Source organism: Psychrobacter sp. (assembly GCF_049295055.1).
In the GTDB taxonomy this organism is placed as follows: Bacteria; Pseudomonadota; Gammaproteobacteria; order Pseudomonadales; family Moraxellaceae; genus Psychrobacter.
Genome location: NZ_JBAQQF010000072.1, coordinates 1 through 20,862, shown reverse-complemented (window position 1 = coordinate 20,862; position 20,862 = coordinate 1). Strand labels below are relative to the sequence as shown.

At 40.6% G+C, this 20,862-nt stretch carries 16 protein-coding genes; 7 read left to right on the top strand and 9 right to left on the bottom strand.

What is annotated here, in order from left to right; genetic code table 11:
* The first annotated feature begins 435 nt into the window (after positions 1–435).
* Positions 436–1,173 (top strand): DUF3108 domain-containing protein, encoded by a 738-nt coding sequence (locus WAZ74_RS10835; RefSeq protein WP_422308314.1) that lies wholly within the window; start codon positions 436–438, stop codon positions 1,171–1,173.
* Positions 1,174–1,291: 118 nt separating this feature from the next.
* Here the strand turns inward: WAZ74_RS10835 and WAZ74_RS10830 are convergent, their stop codons facing one another.
* The gene (locus WAZ74_RS10830) at positions 1,292–1,765 is read right to left on the bottom strand and encodes a hypothetical protein (protein ID WP_422308313.1); all 474 of its coding nucleotides are present in this window, start codon (positions 1,763–1,765) and stop codon (positions 1,292–1,294) included.
* Between the two features lie 33 nt (positions 1,766–1,798).
* Positions 1,799–2,413, bottom strand: a complete 615-nt coding sequence (gene wrbA, locus WAZ74_RS10825) for an NAD(P)H:quinone oxidoreductase (protein WP_422308312.1) — start codon at positions 2,411–2,413, stop codon at positions 1,799–1,801.
* A gap of 345 nt (positions 2,414–2,758) precedes the next feature.
* On the opposite strand from wrbA, the gene WAZ74_RS10820 reads away from it, so the two are divergent.
* The 4 genes from WAZ74_RS10820 to WAZ74_RS10805 all read left to right on the top strand — a co-directional run bounded on the left by WAZ74_RS10820 (position 2,759) and on the right by WAZ74_RS10805 (position 10,974).
* The gene (locus tag WAZ74_RS10820) at positions 2,759–4,312 is read left to right on the top strand and encodes a YihY family inner membrane protein (protein ID WP_422308311.1); all 1,554 of its coding nucleotides are present in this window, start codon (positions 2,759–2,761) and stop codon (positions 4,310–4,312) included.
* 162 nt (positions 4,313–4,474) lie between these two features.
* Positions 4,475–7,615, top strand: a complete 3,141-nt coding sequence (locus WAZ74_RS10815) for a M66 family metalloprotease (protein ID WP_422308327.1) — start codon at positions 4,475–4,477, stop codon at positions 7,613–7,615.
* A 312-nt stretch (positions 7,616–7,927) separates the two neighbouring features.
* A complete protein-coding gene (locus WAZ74_RS10810) occupies positions 7,928–9,550 on the top strand; it encodes a DUF2254 domain-containing protein (protein WP_422308310.1) in 1,623 nt (540 codons plus the stop codon).
* Between the two features lie 149 nt (positions 9,551–9,699).
* Positions 9,700–10,974 (top strand): cation:proton antiporter, encoded by a 1,275-nt coding sequence (locus tag WAZ74_RS10805; RefSeq protein WP_422308309.1) that lies wholly within the window; start codon positions 9,700–9,702, stop codon positions 10,972–10,974.
* Positions 10,975–11,124: 150 nt separating this feature from the next.
* Here the strand turns inward: WAZ74_RS10805 and WAZ74_RS10800 are convergent, their stop codons facing one another.
* From WAZ74_RS10800 to WAZ74_RS10790, 3 genes are all read right to left on the bottom strand, one after another.
* On the bottom strand, positions 11,125–11,628 hold the full coding sequence (locus WAZ74_RS10800; RefSeq protein WP_422308308.1) for a DUF2127 domain-containing protein: 504 nt from the start codon (positions 11,626–11,628) through the stop codon (positions 11,125–11,127).
* A complete protein-coding gene (locus WAZ74_RS10795) occupies positions 11,621–12,802 on the bottom strand; it encodes a dihydroorotase (RefSeq protein WP_422308307.1) in 1,182 nt (393 codons plus the stop codon). The genes WAZ74_RS10800 and WAZ74_RS10795 overlap by 8 nt, the downstream gene beginning before the upstream one ends.
* 102 nt (positions 12,803–12,904) lie before the next feature.
* Positions 12,905–13,978, bottom strand: coding sequence for an aspartate carbamoyltransferase catalytic subunit (locus WAZ74_RS10790; RefSeq protein WP_422308306.1), 1,074 nt, complete (start codon positions 13,976–13,978; stop codon positions 12,905–12,907).
* Between the two features lie 386 nt (positions 13,979–14,364).
* Between WAZ74_RS10790 and WAZ74_RS10785 the strand changes: the two genes are divergently transcribed.
* Together WAZ74_RS10785 and WAZ74_RS10780 are read left to right on the top strand one after the other, a co-directional pair.
* On the top strand, positions 14,365–15,348 hold the full coding sequence (locus WAZ74_RS10785; RefSeq protein WP_422308305.1) for a class 1 fructose-bisphosphatase: 984 nt from the start codon (positions 14,365–14,367) through the stop codon (positions 15,346–15,348).
* Between the two features lie 99 nt (positions 15,349–15,447).
* Positions 15,448–16,242: a TrmH family RNA methyltransferase gene (locus WAZ74_RS10780; protein WP_422308304.1), complete on the top strand. Its 795-nt coding sequence runs from the start codon at positions 15,448–15,450 to the stop codon at positions 16,240–16,242.
* Positions 16,243–16,454: 212 nt separating this feature from the next.
* On the opposite strand, the gene WAZ74_RS10775 is transcribed toward WAZ74_RS10780, so the two are convergent.
* The 4 genes from WAZ74_RS10775 to WAZ74_RS10760 form a co-directional block, all read right to left on the bottom strand.
* Positions 16,455–17,660: a cupin-like domain-containing protein gene (locus WAZ74_RS10775; protein WP_422308303.1), complete on the bottom strand. Its 1,206-nt coding sequence runs from the start codon at positions 17,658–17,660 to the stop codon at positions 16,455–16,457.
* Positions 17,661–18,005: 345 nt separating this feature from the next.
* Entirely contained in the window at positions 18,006–18,938 is a 933-nt protein-coding gene (locus WAZ74_RS10770; RefSeq protein ID WP_422308302.1) for an electron transfer flavoprotein subunit alpha/FixB family protein, read from the bottom strand.
* Between the two features lie 124 nt (positions 18,939–19,062).
* The gene (locus WAZ74_RS10765) at positions 19,063–19,812 is read right to left on the bottom strand and encodes an electron transfer flavoprotein subunit beta/FixA family protein (protein ID WP_422308301.1); all 750 of its coding nucleotides are present in this window, start codon (positions 19,810–19,812) and stop codon (positions 19,063–19,065) included.
* Between the two features lie 775 nt (positions 19,813–20,587).
* Positions 20,588–20,800 (bottom strand): cold-shock protein, encoded by a 213-nt coding sequence (locus WAZ74_RS10760; protein ID WP_010196799.1) that lies wholly within the window; start codon positions 20,798–20,800, stop codon positions 20,588–20,590.
* Positions 20,801–20,862 lie beyond the last annotated feature (62 nt).

The following is a 20,862-nucleotide window of genomic DNA, read 5'->3' as shown; positions in this document are numbered from 1 at the left end:
TGTATCAAAAAGTGGGGGCAGAGACAGTGCGCTTCAAGTGTAAAGCCAAAAAATTTACAAGAATTTCTTAATTAAGACAGCGGTTATAGATAAGTAACACCTAATTGCTCGGAGCACACCGAGATAAAGGCATTGATATGAAACCTAACGACCATTATAAATGGTATTAGATGACTACTCTTGTTAATGGAAAAATCGTCATCTTATCTGTCTATTCTTACTGACCTTACAGCAAGTTACTTAGCATCATATAGGCAGCTATCATAGTAACATCGGCTACAAGAGCTAAACGTCAGCGTATGTCTCTACTCTTGAAAATGTAACAGATTATAACCATTATAGTCCTTGTGAACACAACCGACTATCTAAAGCAAACGCATAAATATATAACATTGATTCACTTATCCTCTGATAAAAACTAACTAAGGACGCTCCATGACTGACCATAATGACAAAAAGCACAGTAAATCCAAGCTATTAACCGTCATAACCACTGGAGCCAGCATAGCGGCTATCGGAGCTTTAAGTATGGCTGCACCTACCTTTGCCAGTGCCAAAGATATTCAACCTTCAAGCGCTGATTATACTTTTACGGTTGAGGACAAATATAAAGGCACCGCCACTCGTGCTCTAAATAAGTCAGGCAATACTTGGAAGTATAATGTCAATGCACGGGTTGCAGGTGTCGCCAGTGCTGCGCAAAATAGCACCTTTACCATTAACGGTAATACGGTCATTCCAACCCAAGCCAGTACCACTTATAAACTACTGGGAATCGGTCGTACGCATAAACTGGATTTTAATCCAAGTAGCAAAAAAGTCGTGAGTAATTATAGAGGTAAGTCGACCACCATGACGATGGCACAGCAAGCCTTTGACGACTTAAGTCTTGAAGTGCAAATTCGCCAAGACTTATTAAATGGTAAATTCTCTGGCAATTACTACATGGCAAAACACGATAAGATAGAAAAAACACCGTTTAAAAAATCGGGTAATACCAAGATAACGGTTCCTGCTGGAACCTTTGATACGGTACGTGTCGACCGTATACATGACGACAACAGTCGCTCAACCAGTTTTTGGTTGGCGCCAAGCTTAGACTACTTACCAGTAAAAGTGAGCCAAATCAATGATGGTAAAAAGATGGAGTTAGAGTTATCCAAGGTTAATTAATAAAAGCAGATTTAAAAAAATCAGCTATAAAAATTAGTAAATAAATAAAAAAAGCGGCACTCTATTTGAGTGCCGCTTTTTTATGTTTAAACTTATAAAAATAAAATTGATTGAGCAGTTAACGAGGTTGCTTAACGACATTATTCATAGAAGGTAGACGCTTTAATAAAATAAACAACCAGACGTTAATGGCAAACAATAATACAAAATCAATAAAATATACTGCTATTTCTGCCCAACTACTACCATAGACGCGGGTAAACAGTACCACACCACTTGCCCCTAGATATACCAAGATAAACATGCTGTCTATTAATAACGCATAAGGTGAACGTCCGCGAAGTATCGATGGCGTTAAGACAAATGCTGGGACGAGCCATAGCGCTTGCCATGCGATACCGCCGACAATATCAGGACTACTGACATTAAGGACATTTATCAAAATAGGTAAAGCAAGCAATCTAAAAATTAGCCAAACCAGCCAAGTCACCATCAAGCGCTGACGGATAGGCGTAATGGGTTTAATAGGTTTAATAGTCTTGCCAGTCTTTACAGCAGGTTTTTGATTGGTACGATCAGAAATATTTGGCATTAGAGAGCTATGTTTCCTTGTCAATAAAACCGCTTAGCGCCAATTTGCTTGTGCTAGCGCTGAGGCAGTAATCGCCAAACGACGCCCTTGAGCGATGGCCAGTTCGCGCTCATCAGCAGACACAGCCTGATCATGTGACGCACCACTGACATGGCTTGCCCCATAGGGCGAGCCACCACGATGGGTACGATTAAGCCCAGGCTCTGCGTATGGTATACCCACGATCATCATGCCGTGGTGCATCAATGGCAGCATCATCGTCAGCAATGTCGTCTCCTGCCCGCCGTGCATTGAACCCGTTGCGGTAAATACCGCTGCTGGCTTGTTTTGGAGATTACCGGCTAGCCATAGCGTGACGGTATTGTCCCAAAAATACTTCATGGGCGCGGCCATATTGCCAAAGTGCGTTGGACTGCCAAGCGCAAGACCCATACAGTCTTTTAAATCTTCCATGGTGCAATATAGGTCACCTTCATCGGGTATCGCAGGCTTACTTGATGTGGTCTCGGGCGCTACTGTCGGCACTGTGCGGATACGTGCTGTCATGCCCGCCTCTTCAATGCCCTGAGCGATAGCATATGCTAATGTCTTAGTCGTACCGTAATTTGAATAATAGAGCACCAAAACGTAAGGGGCGGTCTGACTCATTAGCAAAACTTCCTTAGAAAATTATTAACCGTAATATAGCGAATTATAACTATAATAAAGTGATTGGTCTGATTGGTAGATGTGTACATTATGCCCGAGTCATTCACTGACATGCAAACAAAGCATTATACCTAACATAATACTTAGCACCGTACTTAACATACTAACCAAGGGAATCAGCTAATGGTTGCTTAGCGCTTTTTTTGCAAAAATCTCAATCCTCAGCATGGCTCTACTCGCACGCTTAATACACGTTAATGCATTTTGACACAATTAACTGGCAGATTCAGATAGCTCATTTTTGGTACACTATTCGCACTCTTATATCTCTGCTAAATGGTCGTTATGGAAAATTTATTAAAAAAAATACCTTTTTTACACCAACGTTGGTTTCAGTTCCTACGTTTTTTGACTCGGCACTTTTTTGAAGACAATTGCCAGCAAAAAGCGGCTTCACTGACCTACACGACTTTGTTGTCAATTGTACCTATATTAACGGTGTTGTTGATGATCTTGTCTTCAGTTCCGGCGCTTGCGTCAGTGAGGGCGCAGATTTATGAAGTGATTTATAGTAACTTACTGCCACAATCGAGCTTGCAGGTTAGTAAATACATCAATAACTTCGCTGAAAAATCATCAAACTTAACCATCATCGGGGCGATGGTGTTATTTTTTACCACTATCATGACCTTGACGACTATTGAGCGTGCTTTTAACCAAATATGGCGCGTAGAAAGTCGTTCTGGCGGCATGAAAAGTATGCTGCGCTATTGGACAATCGTCACATTAGGACCATTGGTGTTGGGTACTGCGTTTCTCGCCTCAAGTGCGGTACAAAGCTTCAGTTTGTTCAATCGACAAATTGGCGGCTATGGTATTGACTGGTCATTTTGGGTACAGGTTGTATCCATTGGAGTGACGATAGCTGGCTTCATTAGTATGTACTGGTTTATTCCAAAAGCACGGGTACCTGTAAAGAACGCCGCGATTGCTGGTATTTTTGTGGCAATCGTCTTTGAGCTGATGAAGCACCTTTTTGGTACCGTGATGGCGAACTTTACCAGCTATGAAGCTATTTATGGGGCATTTGCAGCAGTACCGATTTTCTTATTATGGATATATCTCTCATGGAATCTAATTTTATTAGGGGTTGAGATTAGCTATACCTTGACTATTTTTGAGACCGAAGAAGTCTACCCGCGCCATCCATTTCTAAGCTTGCTCGATATGTTAAACCTAGTCTATACCCATCATTTAAAAGGCGAAGCGGTTAGTGAGCAAGCGCTACGCAATGTACTAGGACGTAAAGAGCTGCCAAAGTGGTATACCTATATTAATTACCTGCAAGATAGCAGTTTAATTACTATGACAGAAGACGAGGATTATGTGCTCAAAAAAGATTTGAGTAAAATGACCTTATGGGACTTTTATCGTACCCTACCTTATCCTTTGCCTATCAAGGATGAACTTGATGAGATGAGCCCACAAGACCAAAAACCTTGGCTCGGTTTATTGGTTAATCGGTTTGAAAATACGGAAGCCTACGCCAAAGCACAATTGAATGTGCCACTAAATGCTATTTTTGCTCATAGTGAGCCGCGCAAAAAGTCTGCTAATGACGAAGCAGAAAAATCTAAAAACAATGAAGCCAAACTTTTTAGGAAATCTAGCGCTGCTACCTCTAATCATTTATCTCAAGAAGATTCAGATATTAACCATGAAACACCGCGCTTCGATCCTGTCGCTTATGACAAAGATAGCGACATAGAGTGCGATGAGCGTAATAATGCAATTATTCTTCCTAATGATAGCAGTGATTCTAAAGGTAAAATGAATAGCAATCCTTCTAACCAAAAAGGCGATATTATTACAGAAGCAGACAATCCAATAGTAGACTGATAATTTTTTCTTAAAACTTGCTTAAAACAATAACGTATAGTTTTTAATATCTGTAAAAAATAAACTTATTTCTATGCATGAAACAAATATCATACTAAATATCAACATAACTGTTATATTGCCTTAAATTATATTGATAAGGCAATTTGCGTGAAAATTATAATAACATTTCCATTAAAGGCATTAAGCATCGGTATCATCTCTATCATGCTTGCTGCCTGTGGTGAAGGTAATGAAAACACTCCAGCGCCTATAGTCCCGCCAGCTACAACACCACCAGATGTAACACCACCGGTAACTACTATTCCTGCCACACCAATTGGGCCTAGTACGCCTATTAAGCCACCAGTAACTACTATTCCTGCAACGCCAATTGGACCAAGTACGCCCATTAAGCCACCAGTAACCACTATTCCTGCCACACCAATTGGGCCAAGTACGCCTATTAAGCCACCAGTAACTACTATTCCTGCAACACCAATTGGGCCAAGTACGCCTATTAAGCCGCCTGTGACAAGTATTCCTGCCACACCAATTGGGCCAAGTACGCCCATTAAGCCACCAGTAACTACTATTCCTGCAACGCCAATTGGACCAAGTACGCCCATTATTCCTGTAACCCCAATAGGACCAAGCACACCAATCAAATATCCAGAACCAAAAAAAGATATGCTAGATTATTTTTCTTTGGGATTTTTTGACCATGATGGCAGAGAAGGATTGACTCGCGTTATTCGCCCAGACTTATTGGGCTCTTTCCAAGCAATGATTCAGTTTGGACAGAATCATACCGTTGATCCACAGAATAATGAAGCAAAAAATATGCCCCGCCTAACGGCAGAAAAAGAAGCGCTGTTATTGGTGACGCCCACAATAGAGATGGGAGAAGTTAAGCAATTAGTGGCTGAGATTTATAAAGATGGCGCTCTATTACGAAGCGTCAATTTAGACGACCCCGCTCAAATTCCACATACCGATCAAAATAATAATGATGCAAGGCCACGGGTTTTTTATAGTAAGCGTGCTTGGTCGACCAAACTAAATTGGGACGAAGTACAGGGCGGTCTCAAAATCCGCATTGTGGATGAGCAGAATCGTAGCGGTGAATTGCTAGAAGATAAAATAGACTTTGCTGCACCAGGCGAGCTGATATTGACCAATATGCGTTTGGGTATGTTAACGAATGCGCCTCAATCTTGGGGGCATTACATGTTACGTGACCCAGAAAGAGCGGGTTCAGACTACTTCCAAACCATTCCAGCAGCACAAATGACCGTTGCTGCATATGATGACGTTAAGCTTGATCGCGTGATGATCGGTAATGGCACCATTTATGATTCGGTCAGTAATTCAGATGGCGGCTATTATGATGGTGATATGCGTGAAAATACGGCAAAAGCGACCTTTGGTGTCGGCATCAACTTAGCTAACTGGGGCGTAACCAGTGCCTCTTTACACAGTCAAGAGCAGCCACAGTTAACCCAAAATGTGAATGCGCATCACGCGCGCGGTAAATATAAGAATGGTGAACATAACCACGGCTTAAGCGGTGGTAATGGCATGCTGACTATTATCGATTCAGTGGGTAATGAATTTAGCCATGAAATCGGCCATCATTATGGTTTGGGGCACTATCCCGGTGAAGTGAACGGAGATTATTTTTGGGCAGAGCATCATGCCAATAGTGGCTGGGGCTATAATGGCGTCAGAAATAAAATGCGCAGTAACTTAGACTGGGAAAACTCTAATGTAGGTGATGGTCTCAGTGGTAAACCTACTTTCTTAGGCACCTATAGTTATGGTCGCGATGCTATGTCTGGCGGATCACAGAGTGGGGCTTATTCAAACTATACCCATTACACCGGTTACAGTACCAAGATAAAAATACAGCCGGCATTTGATCGGGCGGTGTTTGACGCTGATTCACCGACTGGCTATAAGAAATGGAATCCTGCACTTAGAAAAATGGAAGTCATCCAACCTAAAGTACCAAAATCTACTAATGTTTGGTATAACCGTGCCGATGGTAATTACTTAAAACCACGCTTACAAGGTGTGCCTGTTTTCACCATCTTAGGCGGTTATGACCCTATAGCGCAAAACGGCATTATTTATCCTGAGGCACGTGGTAACTGGGGTAACGTCTTTGATTTACCGACGCCAAATAACTCACTTGAAGCGGCAAGCTGCTGGTTGAGCGTGACTTACAGTAATAACATGGTTAATAATATTGCCTTGTCCCCTAATCGGATGAATGGCAATGCCAATAAATTCCATGTCAATTTAGCGATTGCCGAAAATCCGAAAAAAGTAGATTTGTACTGTAAAAAGGTCAATGAAGCACAAGTACAGCTATCGACGATTGATATCCGTGAATATAGCAATGCCATCAAACCAGCGGTTACCTTTGGTAAAGAGCAGGGCTATACGGCACTAAGAAAGGTAGAACTACCAAATTTAGAGCAGCAACTCATCGCCCAAGCAGAAAATCCAACGGTTATTTTGAATACCAATGGTAAATTATTATATGATTCTTATAAAGAGTATCGTGCTGAACTCAGCCCGCAAGCATTGCAAACATTAGAGCGTTATGAGCAGCAACAGCAAACTCTAAAGCGCTTGAACCGTTGGGTCGATGCGTATAACACTGATTTGACCAAGAAAGAGCCTGAAGCACTCACTGCATTTCAGAAATTTGTCGAATTGTTAGATTTACAAGATGACAAACCTTTAGAAAATGCGACTACGATACGTAACGGCAACAACTGTCTTAAAGTTGAAAAACGAGAAGATGGCACGCTAAATACCTTTATTAGCGGTCAAAGTGGCTGTACTGGTGATGACTCTGAACAGTGGGTTTACGATGCTAAAGGTAAAATTCACAGTAAAATGGCATTAGATCAGTGCTTGACGGAACGAGACTCTTGGGTAGGTTTGGGCGCTTGTAGTTTGGACTCACCAACGCAAGTCTGGACTATGAACGGTGCTACCGAAATCAAACAAGGCAACAAATGCTTTGATTTGCGAACGGGTAATTTAGTCAATAACCGCGGAAGCTTGATTACTTACAACTGTAATAGTGGCTGGAATCAGAAATGGACGACGCTGACCAAAAACCCAAGCTTTATCTTAGCGACAGTTGGTAGCAATCTACCGTTAACTGTGGATAGTCTGCAAAAACAACCAGCAAAGATGGATAACATGCGAACACTATCGTTAAATGCAGACAGTACAGAAGAGCCGTCAGTACTAGCAAAATTAAGCTCTGCGATAAGCACGTTTATTGATGATTTTGTCAGTTAATAGATAATATGAAAACTTAATGATTAAGCATTGTAATGGTGGCTGCAATCAGAGATAAGCGATGTTAACTTAGTATCTAAGTTTGATACTAAGTTAACATCATTAATGCCTTATCTCATTAAAAACTTGTCATACTAAAAATAAGCTCCTATATAGGGGCTTATTTTTTTACTAAATTTCTAATCTTTATGGCTTATATGATAAGGTAATTTACGTTTAATCATTTTTTCTAGCCAAATAAAATCATGATTTCTAATAAAAAAATTGATTGTTTCTTAGGTCGATTTTAGGTCGTTTTCGGAGAGCATAACATTGGATAAACACCCTAAAAATAGCTGGTTAAAGTCTGCATTACTAACAATCATTCGCAGACTCAAGCAATTTACCCAGTTATGGTCGCTACAAACTCTCACCAACTTTCCCGATCGCCTAAAAAACCTATGGCAGCAGCTGCTTGGCTCTTACTGGTTTATTCCAACGGCTTGCGTGTTAGTTGGTATCTTGTTGGCACCGCTATTCGTTACCATTGATGAGCACTTTGATCGTGAAACCGTCAGAGAACTCACTTTTGCCTTTACGGGTGATGATCAAGCAGCGCGCGCTATTATGACGGCTATTGCAGGCGCAGTACTTGGCGTGGCAGGAACCACCTTTTCGATTACTATTGCTGTCTTGTCTATGGCTTCGTCACAGTTTGGTCCACGACTGCTACGTAACTTTTTGACCGATACGCCCAATCAGTTCGTACTGGGCGCATTTATTGGGACGTTCAGTTATAGTTTATTAGTCTTAAAATCTATTCATAAGTATGATGTGGCTTTTGGTGTACCTCAATTGGCAGTGACCTTTGCTATTATCATGGCCATCATTTGTGCCTTGCTACTAGTATATTTTGTTCAGCATATGGTACACGCCATTCAGGCATCACATGTCATTCAAGGTGCCAGTAATGATGCCATTAACAATATTCACTATTGGTATAGTGACCATTGCGAGCTGCAACATCAGCGTGATACAGCGCAGCCCGACGTTGCGCTGTATTATACTTGGCCTGCTACTGCTATTTATGCACCAAGCTCAGGCTATTTACAGCAAATTTATCTTGAGTCGCTGATAACACTAGCGCAAGATTATGGTGGCGTGCTGCAGCTACATACCAATCTTGGTCGCTTTGTCACTGATAAAAATGTCATGGGACATTTTTATCAACGGCCAGCAAGTCACATCGCACATTTACAAAAAACGGAAACATCCCATTTAGCCATCATGCCACGCACGCTTGATGGTCTGTTTTGGCAGCGCTTTGCCACTTGTATTCATCTTGATCAGCGCTCAGCTTACTCTGATGATATTGCGTCTAGCTTAGGACAAATAACTGAAATTGCAGTACGTGCTTTATCTCCAGGGATTAATGATCCTAGAACAGCAGTCAACTGCGTGCAATCTATGACTAACTGCCTGAGTGTCATGATGCGATTACAGCCACCAAGTCCTTATCATTTTTATATACCGCCACATGACCGACATAATAACGATTCATCTGACAGTACTGTAGATCCGCAGCGCGTGGCAATATTGGCTGTTATTACTAAAACACCTAAGATATCCGACTTTATAGATACCTCACTTGGTGAGATACGCCGTTATGCGACTGCTGACTTAATGGTTTTAAAAGCCCTGTGTCAAGCTATGACAGACCTTAACTATGCGCGTGTGAACAGCGCCCAGCGGCAGACACTGCTGCATGAGCTATCACTCATTGAGCGTGCAGGAGAAGCAAATCTTAACTATAAAGAGCTAGTGGCGGACTTAAGCGCAATGTGTCAGCAAGCACGGCACTTTATTCACGATGATCACGCCAAACATCAACACTTCGAATACATTAGCGAGTTTTCAGCTCATATCCATAAAGCGCTACAGACACAGTCTAATTAACAAGCACAGTCTAATTAATTTTTTATACTATATGTTAGTATTCACAAACATATGTACAATCACGAATCAAATAATAAGATAAATACTAACCATAAGCGTCGCAAGCTTTAGGCTTAAGGCAATTTTTATATTTAATTGAGACTCCTTTTATGGCATCTGCAACCAGTCTGACTGTACTTGAAATCAGTGCTATCTTTTTATCTATCACCGCCTTACTGACTTATGTGAATCATCGCTTTATTGGTCTACCGACGACTATCGGCGTCATGGTCATCTCTATATTATTATCTATTGGGGCAATATTTTTAGGGTTTTTAGGGTTTGATCAGCTGATTGATTATGAGGTCAGCTTATTAGACCAGCTCGATTTTACCGAGGTATTGCTTGATGGCATGCTTTCTATGCTGCTATTTGCGGGTGCCTTACATGTCAATATTGGCGACTTAAAACGTTATAAGCTACCCATTGGGATCCTCGCTTGTTTGGGTACCGTCATATCAGCAGTACTGATTGCAACGGCTATTTACTTTATGCTGCCGCTGTTAGGTTTCGGTCTGCCATTTATTTGGTGCTTATTATTTGGTGCCTTGATATCACCGACAGATCCCATTGCCGTGATGGGAATTTTGGCGTCAGCAGGTGCACCCAAAAGTATTGAAACCGTCATCGCTGGTGAGTCTTTATTCAATGATGGTATCGGTGTTGTTATTTTCGTCATTCTTCTTGGGATTTTATCGAGCGGTGATATTCCAACGGTCAACTATGTGGCGCATACCCTAGCAGTTGAAGCTGGTGGCGGTATTATCTTTGGCTTAGTACTTGGTGCAATTTTGTATTATATGCTCAAAAGCATTGATAGCTATCAAGAAGAAGTGTTGTTAACGCTAGCCGGCGTGATAGGTGGCTATGCACTTGCCAGCCATTGGCATCTGTCAGGACCTTTGGCAATGGTAATGATGGGACTGATGGTCGGTAATCGAGGGCGGGAGCTGGCGATGAGTGATAAGACTCGCCACTATATTGATTTATTTTGGGAATTAATTGATGAAATTTTAAACGCCATTTTGTTTGTTTTAATCGGTTTAGAGGTGGTGATGATTACCTTCTCAGGTAATTTATTTATTGCTGGTGGCCTAACCATTATCATCGCGCTACTCGCTCGGCTTATCGTGGTAGGCATGACTACTAAGACCTTTAGTAAACAGCTTGATCTACCGACGGGTGCGTGGAAGGTACTAACGTGGGGCGGGCTACGCGGTGGTATTTCCGTAGCGTTAGTATTACAACTACCAACAGGAGCGGAGCGTGATATTTTACTGGCTTTAACCTACGCAGTGGTGGTGTTTTCTATCTTGATTCAAGGTTTGAGTGTCGGTAAAGTGGCAAAAACCATTTGCCCTACTGAGCAACAACCAAACTTTTAAACTAACAAGAATACTATTCCTTAAGCCAAAGATAAAAAACTTAGTTCCAAATAATAAAAAGCCAGCATTAAAGATAACCTCTTTATGATGGCTTTTTATCGTTGACATGAAGGCTTCTTTGTTTAATAAAATCCTTTATGGCGCTTTATTCTATAGCAAACCTTTACGTTTCATATTGCGATAAACTATAATCACAATAAAAATATTGAGTAACAAAATACCTAATTTAAACCAGTCAAATGGACTCACAATCAAGTAATAAAGCTCAATCGGAATAAATATTCCATAGCCCACTACCCCAAACCAATATGCCCACGTTTTATCTTGCCATAACCCATACGCTTCGATAAAACGCAGACTGGCGTAAGCAAATATTATTAATAGAAACACCGTCCAGTTTTTACTGGCTTGCTGCGCAATCTGTACCGCGCTATCAACTTGCGGCGCAAGCAGTTGACCGAAATATTGTCGCCAAGAATGGGTGGCTGTTGACAGCCACTGCTCCATATCTTTATGCCACAGCCATAAAGCAACTGCTCCTAATAACGCACCGATACCTTTAACAACCTCATAGATCGCGACAGCTTTAATGGATTCGCTAGACTCACTCTTTTTATGTCGCTGATTATCGTCCCGACCGGACAAGTTAACCAAAGAAAGTCTCCACAACGCGCCCTTGCAGCTGCTGATTAAAGAAAGGCGTGTTTTTACCACTAGATTGCATCGTTTCCGTAGTCACTTGCCATTCTAAATTAGGATCAACCACTACTGCCCCACCAATATTTTCATATTGGCTAGTAATGCCAGCAATTTTCGCAGGATTAAGACAAATCTTATCGACCAGCTGCTCTAACGTTAATACTTCATCACGAACTAATTGACACGCCAGCGCCATAAAAGTATCAAAGTTTGAGATACCCGGCGTACTTTCTTCAAACGGTGCTTTTTTTGCCGTCGCATTTAAGGGCTCATGATGACTACAAATAGCGTCAATGGTGCCGTCTTTTAGCCCTCGAAGTAATGCTTTTTGATCGGTATTACTACGCAGTGGCGGTAATACATAGGCCATAGAATTAAAGCCTTCTAAATTATCATCCGTTAAGTAGAGCTGATGCATGGCCACATCACAAGTCACTGGCAGTTTTTTATTTTTTGCCCAGCGCATTAATTCCACTGAAGACTTACAAGACAGCTGACTAAAATGTGCCGATATCCCTGTCTCCTCAACCATCAGTAGCTGAGTTGATAATGCCACTGTTTCAGCAATCCACGGAATACCTTGCAGTCCGTGGTAGGAAGCGATGTAGCCTTCATGCGCAACACCGTCTCCAGACAGACTGGGCTCATCAGGATAAAAGAACACTTTCATGCCAAAAGTAGCGGCGTACTCTAATGTACGCAGCAATACCAAATCATTGCGAAAAGGTCTGCGAGCATTAGAGACTGCTATACAGCCGCCTTTTTTGAGTCCAGCAATATTAGATGGGCGTTCACCTTCAAGCCCAGCAGTCAATGCCCCTAAAATATGCAAGTAAATGCCGCCGTCTTCAAGCGCGCGCTCGCGCAAGCCTTTTAACAGTGAGCCGTTCTCCAAGATAGGAGTGGTATCAGGAGGAATCACCACATGCAAAAAACCATTGGCGCGGGCCGCTCGCCCTTCTGACTCCAAGGTACCATGTTGCTGTTGTCCCGGCTCACGTAAGCGGGCGCATAAATCTACCAGCGGTGGTAATATCCATGTCTCACGCTCGCTCGTAAGCTTTGCTAACTGAGCAGTGGCGATTTGTGACAGTGATTCTTTAAATGCTTTTGGAAGTAAGTCGTGCATATGAACATCTGAATTCGTAATGTGGACCATGAGCGTTATTACCGTATCAATAAAATGGGATAAATAAGAATAAAATAGGCTAGCGCAATATTAGGTCAAACATTAATTGGCAGCCGCTTGATGCGCGCGTTGACCTTCCATTGCCAATGACAGGACCGCCATACGAATAGCAATGCCGTTATTGACCTGTTTTAAGATCACAGATTGCGCACCATCAGCAACGCTAGAAGCAATCTCAACCCCACGATTCATTGGTCCCGGATGCATGACCAGCGCATCAGGCTTAGCCAGTGCTACCCGCTCTGGGGTAATACCATAATGCTTATAATATTCATTCGATGAAGCCAATAGTGGCGAGCCGATACGCTCATTTTGTATTCTTAATCCCATAATGACATCACAGTCGGTCACGCATTCATTCATATTTTCATAAACTTGCACCCCAAAACGCTCAATCCCTTTAGGCAACAGCGTACGCGGCGCACAGACGCGAATATCTTTCACACCTAAGGTTTGCAAAGCACTGATATCAGAACGTGCGACCCGAGAATGCTTAATATCACCAATGATAGCGACCGACAACTCTTCAAAGGGGCGCGGTGCTTCACGGTGAATGGTCAGCATATCGAGCATGCCTTGCGTCGGGTGTGCGTGCCAGCCATCACCACCATTAATAATGGCAATATCTGGTGTCACTTCTGTGGCCATAAAATGGGCAGCACCTGACGCTGAATGCCGTACTACAAAGATATCCGCGGTCATCGCTTGCAGATTCCACAGCGTATCACGCAAGCTTTCACCTTTTTTAGTGCTAGAGCGCTCAATATCGATATTCAGCACATTGGCACCCAAACGTTTTTCTGCTACTTCAAACGTCGTACGTGTACGAGTTGACGGCTCAAAAAACAAATTCATGACTGTATAGCCTTCGAGCTCAGGACGATTAATCAGTTGCCCATTGTCATCAAAAAACGTCTCAGCTTTTGCAATAATTGCCTGCAACTGTGCTTTATTAAGTCCCTCTACTCCCAAAAAATGGCGAATACTGCCATCAGTATTGAGTTGCGGACGACTTAACGACGTATTGAGCTTATGATGAATGCTATCAGGATCGAATTTTGCATGCTCAGTCGGCGAGACGTGATGTGGTGAACTACTATCGATAGAATTTGACATAATGGTCAGTCTTTATTTTGAGTTTATATGAGTCTATATTAATCATTTATTCATTTTTGTTCGAGCATTTATAGCGGATACGCACAGAGACAAGGACATTTTGACGCTTATTTGCTACAATTTGCTGTAATGACACTAATCCTATAAAACAGACTTAGCGCCTGCTAGGTAATATATGTAAATCTCTAGCAAACACAGTCGAAACAAGCGTACTAAAAAAACTTAAAAACAATAATATATATAGTGTAGCTGATTTTGCGGTCAGGACAAAGACGCCATACAGGCTATTTAATCATTTGCAAAATTTAGAATGTTAAATACCACCTGCCAGATTTATTAAGCACTCATCTTTTCTTTAACTTTTATACCCTTTATCAGGAAGCTTTATGACCACTCTAGCAAACTATTTAAAAACTAATGCAGTCAATACTGCCCTCAATGACGTTATTACCACCGTTACTGATGTCGGTAAAACCATCTCACAACTGCTTAGAAAAGGTGCCTTAGCAGATATCTTAGGCGAAGCGGGTAATCAAAATATTCAAGGTGAAGATCAAAAAAAATTAGACGTGCTTGCCAATGATTTATTGTTAGATGCTTTAGCAAAAAATGCCCATTGTGCAGGGGTTGCCTCAGAAGAGCTTGATGATGCTACTCCTGCCAATACTGATGGGAGTCTATTGGTGCTATTTGATCCCCTTGATGGTTCGTCAAATATCGATATTAATATGGCCGTTGGCACTATTTTTTCTATTCTACCGTATCAGCGTCAAGGTCAAATCAGTAAGAATAGCGATTTTTTACAAGCGGGCAATCAACAGCTAGCAGCAGGTTATTTGTTGTACGGCACCTCTACCGTTCTAATGCTCACTATCACCGATAGCGTGGTCATGTTTAGCCTAGATCCAGACACGAATGACTATGTGCTAATAGAAGAAAATATCCAAATCGAGGCCGATACCAGCGAATATGCCATCAACGCTTCAAACTACCGTTACTGGCGCGCACCGATGCAACAGTATATCGATGAGCTTATCGCTGGCGAGACAGGCGTGCGTGGTCGCGATTTTAATACGCGTTGGGTAGCAGCTATGGTTGGTGATGTACATCGTATACTTTGTCGCGGTGGTTTATTCACCTATCCATTTGATACGAAGTATGCTAATAAAGCAGGAAAATTACGTCTAATGTATGAAGCCAATCCGATGAGTCTATTGATTGAACGTGCTGGTGGCGATGCAACTGATGCGGTCAATCGCATTTTAGATATCGAGCCGATTGACATCCATCAACGTGTGCCTGTGGTACTTGGTAGCAAAAACGAAGTCAATTATGTCAAAAATCTGCATTTAAATTATACTGACAAATAAGCAATCTTATTAACTCTTGATGATTCATATAGCGCAGAATGAATAGCCACTTTATACGAATCATCAATATTTTCTACATTTTTCTCTAAGCGATCTATTATGGTAGCAAATCCCACCGAGCTGATTACCTCAGATAAAAATACGACGATAAAGCTAGTAAAAGCTTTATTGACCCAAGCTCGCCAGCGTAATAAGCATGGTCAGACGGTCATTGAGGGCGTCCATCTAATCGATGCTGCACTCCGTAGCGACTACCCATTTGTGCAGATATTACTAGCTGAATCAGCACATCATCATCCTGAAGTTCAGCAAGTTTTAACTCGTCTACCAACCTATACGCCTATTTTAATTTTGTCAGACTCACTATATGAGAGTATGCGTAGTTTAGGTACTGGCATCGACATCATGGCAATTATCAAGGTACCAACGCCCAGTTTATCGATGATTAATAGCGACTGTCTGATTCTAAATGACGTACAAGATAGTGGTAACGTCGGTACTCTACTACGTACCGCCGCCGCCATTGGTATCAATACCATACTCTGCACCAGCGCCACCGCTCAAGCTTGGTCACCGAAGACATTGCGAGCAGGCATGGGAGCACAGTTTGCGCTGACTATTTATGAAGGTTTAAGTGTACAAGATATTTTATATCATGTGCAAACACCGCTGTTTGCGACCAGCTCACATACTGATACCGTTATTTATCAACATGACCTAAAGAAACCAATCGCTTGGATTATGGGACATGAAGGTCAAGGAGTCTGTGAGGAGCTGATGCAATGCGCCACACCTATTGCCCTACCACAGCCTAATGGACAAGAAAGCCTCAATGTAGCGATTGCAGGCTCACTATGTTTATATGAGACTCTGCGTCAGAGACGTTATTGTTAAATATTTAATTATAACCTGAGCATGTGAGCTTTAAACAATTTCCTGAAATAATTGTTATAACTAATTAATTAAGTCAAAAAACAATTGGTGATTTTTTTCAAATAAAAAAATGACTGAATAACGAGGTTCAATTATTCAGTCATTTAATATATAAAATCTTATCAGCTCAACTCTAATGTACTAATTTCAGTTTTATTGAGCAATTATTACAATTAACCTTGTGCTTCATTGAAGCTAGAAGAATAATGATTCGGTGCATTAAAGTTGGTAAAGCTAATACTAATGGATTTTTCCAGTCCATTTACGCAATGCCACCAAGCGATGGGAATAAATAATGCATCTCCAGCTTCGATAGTTACTTCAACTGGCGTTACATGCTCCATCAGTGGATGCTTTTTCAGATCAAAGTTAGGAAAATCTACCTCACTATATACGTGTAAGTCATTATATAGAAAGGGTACTTGCCATGCCGGAATTAACGTGACCTTTTTAGTACCATAAACCTGAACTAACATGTTATTAGTTAAATCATGGTGTAGTGGTGTAAAAACCCCTTTTGGTCCCATCCAAAAAAAAGTACTAAATGCAGGATCGTCTATCAGGTTTCGATAACCTTCACCAAAGTCACCGATATCTTCAAATGCTGGCTTTATGGCATCAATATTTTGTTGAGTATTATTGGCTGTCATGTAGTAGTCATTACTATCGCCATTATTTTCAATCATATCGACAAATTCAGATATTAGCATAGACTTACGATGTTTATCAGAATTGCGTTCAAATAACGCGTCACTTTCACGATTAAATTGAATCTGAACTTCTTTATCCCCTAAAATATCTGCAAAGTACTGTGGACTCCATTTTTTTAATGCTGGCCAATGGTCAATCCCTTTTTTAAGTACAACAGGTTTATGTTTACTATAATAATCTCTAATGAAGACATCAAAAGGTGGCGTGTCAATTATATCAATCTTCTGATTATATCCAGGATCCAATCTAGCCAAATCATCACAAGTTTGTAGAAGCCATTCCCGTTTATTTAGAGTTTTATGAGGTTTAAGTCCAGCTTGTAAATAAGGACTTTTAGACGCGGTTTCTAGTTCAAGTAAAACCTCTGCTTGAGTGTAACCTTTTTTCAATAATACTTGCGATATATTGTCTTTACTTACCCCTTGCAGTAAATTAACGCCTACCCATTCTTTCAAGTTATTTGGTAATTTTCTAATATTCTTTCTAGTTTGATTAGTATTTATATTCAAAATATTATTTAAAGCTGCCTGAATCTGAGCATCCGAAAATTTATTCGCCTTTAATGTGTGTATTACTGTTTCTTTTGAACTACCACGCATGATATTTGTCGTGGCCCAATCGTTCCACTCTTTAGGTAATTTTTCTGTAAAATCCATTGTTACACTCATTTTTTTCTCCTAATCATTTAACAGAGTAAAAGGCTACTATGAAAATGCTCTATTACCTACGCTAGTAGTTTCGTCCGTAAAAAACAATAAAATATTTTTATCATACTCATATGTATTGAAATAAAGTATTACTTAATAGTCAAATAATACTTCACTCTACTATATAAGACTATCCTATAGAATAGCAAACTTAGATAGAATAAATGTAACACCACTTCATAATAACAAAGCGAAAAAAGCCTCCAACCAACAGGCAGGAGGCTTTAATATTCACTTTTAAGCTAAGATAGCTATAATAGACTACGATATTTTGTGAATAAAAATTATTCATTTAATAAGTAACTATTAAACCTTACTAGTTAGCTCAGGCAATGCTTCAAACAAATCCGCTTCTAAGAAGTAATCAGCAACGCTAGCGATAGGTGATTCTGGGTCATTGTTGATAGCAACGATGACTTTAGAATCTTTCATACCCGCTAAATGCTGAATGGCACCTGAAATACCTACTGCGATATACAAATCTGGTGCGACGATTTTACCCGTTTGACCAACTTGCATATCGTTTGGCACATAGCCTGCGTCAACGGCAGCACGTGATGCACCAACAGCAGCGCCAAGTTTATCAGCCAATGGCTCGATATACTTAGTGAAGTTTTCGCCATTTGCTAGAGCACGACCACCAGAAACCACAATGCTTGCTGAGGTTAATTCAGGACGGTCAGATTTAGCCATCTCTTCATTTACAAAGCTTGCTTTACCAAGTTCTTGCACATTATCAATAGCTTCGACAGTAGCTGAACCACCTTCGCTTGATACTGGATCAAATGCGGTAGTACGTACAGTTAATACCACTTTGTCTTCTGATGTTTTAACCGTTGCTGTGGCGTTACCAGCATAGATAGGACGCTCAAACGTTTGTGCATCTACTACAGCAGAGATTTCTGACAGCATGCTGACGTTAAGTAATGCCGCAACACGTGGTAAGAAGTTTTTACCAGTCGTAGTTGCAGGCGCAAGGATATGACTGTAATCACCAGCAATATCCGCAACCAATAATGCTAAGTTACCTGCTAATTGATGCTCATAAGCAGCATTGTCTGCTAATAATACTTTAGCCACGCCTTCCGCTTTAGCCGCCTCGTCAGCGACAGCTTGATTGCCACTACCAGCGACTAGTACATGGATATCACCGCCTATTTGCTTAGCAGCAGCGATAGTATTCAAAGTTGCCTTTTTTAGACTGACATTGTCATGTTCTGCATATACCAAAATTGCCATGATTTTTATCCTTTATGTATTCGTATCATTGATTCGTATGGTCATTTATCCGCATAACGATGTATGCAGCTTATAAAATGTAGGCATAAAAGTATAATAAATACCTATGCGCCCTAGCAAAGTATTAGATTACTTTTGCTTCATTTTTTAGCTTATCGACCAACTCATCAACTGAACCCACTTTAATACCAGCTTTACGCTCAGCAGGTGGTACGACTTTAATAATTTCTTGCTTAGATGCCATATCAACACCAAAATCAGCAGGCGTTTTTTCATCAAGCTGCTTTTTCTTTGCTTTCATGATGTTAGGCAATTTAGCATAACGTGGTTCATTCAAACGCAAATCAGTAGTAATAACCGCTGGCAAATCAAGTGCAACCGTTTGCGAACCGCCATCGATTTCACGAGTTACATTTACTTTATCGCCTTCAACTTTCACTTCTGATGCAAACGTACCCTGGCCGATACCCATCAATGCCGCTAGCATCTGACCCGTTTGGTTATTATCGTCATCAATCGCTTGTTTACCCAATAGGATAATATCAGTCGACTCAGACTCAGCGATATTTTTAAGTATCTTAGCGATTTGTAGTGGATAAGCTTTATCGTCAGTCAATACCAAGATACCACGATCTGCACCTAATGCTAAGGCAGCACGAATCTGCTCTTGTGATTCTTTTGGACCAATTGAGGCAACAATGATTTCATCAATCACACCAGCTTCTTTTAGACGAACCGCTTCTTCTACTGCAATTTCATCAAAAGGGTTGATTGACATTTTAGTGTTAGATAAATCTACGCCAGAGTTATCAGCTTTCACACGAACTTTTACGTTGTAATCAATGACACGCTTGACCGCTACTAATGCTTTCATACGTTCCTCGTTTATTAATGTTATGAGTTAAAAAATTGTCAGTTAAGAACCAAAGGTTCATTTTCTTTCAAAACGTCTTTTAAACTGTTTTTCAAATTGTGGTGCAAATCGTCGTTCAAGATGGTACTAAAAGTTGTTACTACTTAGCAAACAATAATTAATCGAAAAAGATGATTCAATAGCAAGAGTCGTATTGGCACCATATTCTTTATTAAAAAAATCTACTAAAGCTAAGCCAACCATTATTATCAGACCTATGTATCTTGCGTGAGCATAGGCATAAGGTCAAGACAACGCCGTGAATAATGCGTCATAAATTTGTCACTATTCTATAATAAATAGTTATAAGGGCTTAATTCTATAACTTTCTTGCACCGATAGTATCTACCTTTATAGCATTCTCGGCCCTTTGACTGCTTAATATTTTGTTATCAGTTATTTCTTTAACAGTATTTTAGCAACTAGGAATATTTAACTAATACAGTTTATTCCCTTTAAAAACAATAAGTCACGATTAAACTAATACTTTGAACTAAATTAATATTTTGAATTATTTATCAGAATTTGCGCCCAATTAGGGCAGAAAATCCGAAACACCATTCCGTTATTCTTACATGAAAAAATGTCATAAAAAAAGCAACCTGATCAGAGGTTGCTCTTTTTTAAAGTCTAAACAGTATTTTTATTGTTTTAACAAACAAAGGTATCAATGCATATTAATTAATCTTACTGTTATGAAGCTTGCTGAAATCAGCTTACCTAATAACAAATCGGATTAGATAGCTTCGATTTGCTCAGCTTGTGGGCCTTTTTTGCCATCACCTAAGATGAAAGACACTTTTTGACCTTCGGCTAGGGTCTTGAAACCACCACCTTGGATAGCGCTGTAGTGAGCGAATACGTCTTGTCCGCCATTGTCTTGAGCGATAAAACCAAAACCTTTAGCTTCATTAAACCACTTTACAGTGCCTTCAACTTTATCTGACATAAATTTTCCTAACTCTTTAACTGTTGGCGAGACGTGTGTCATCACCGATTAATTGATATATA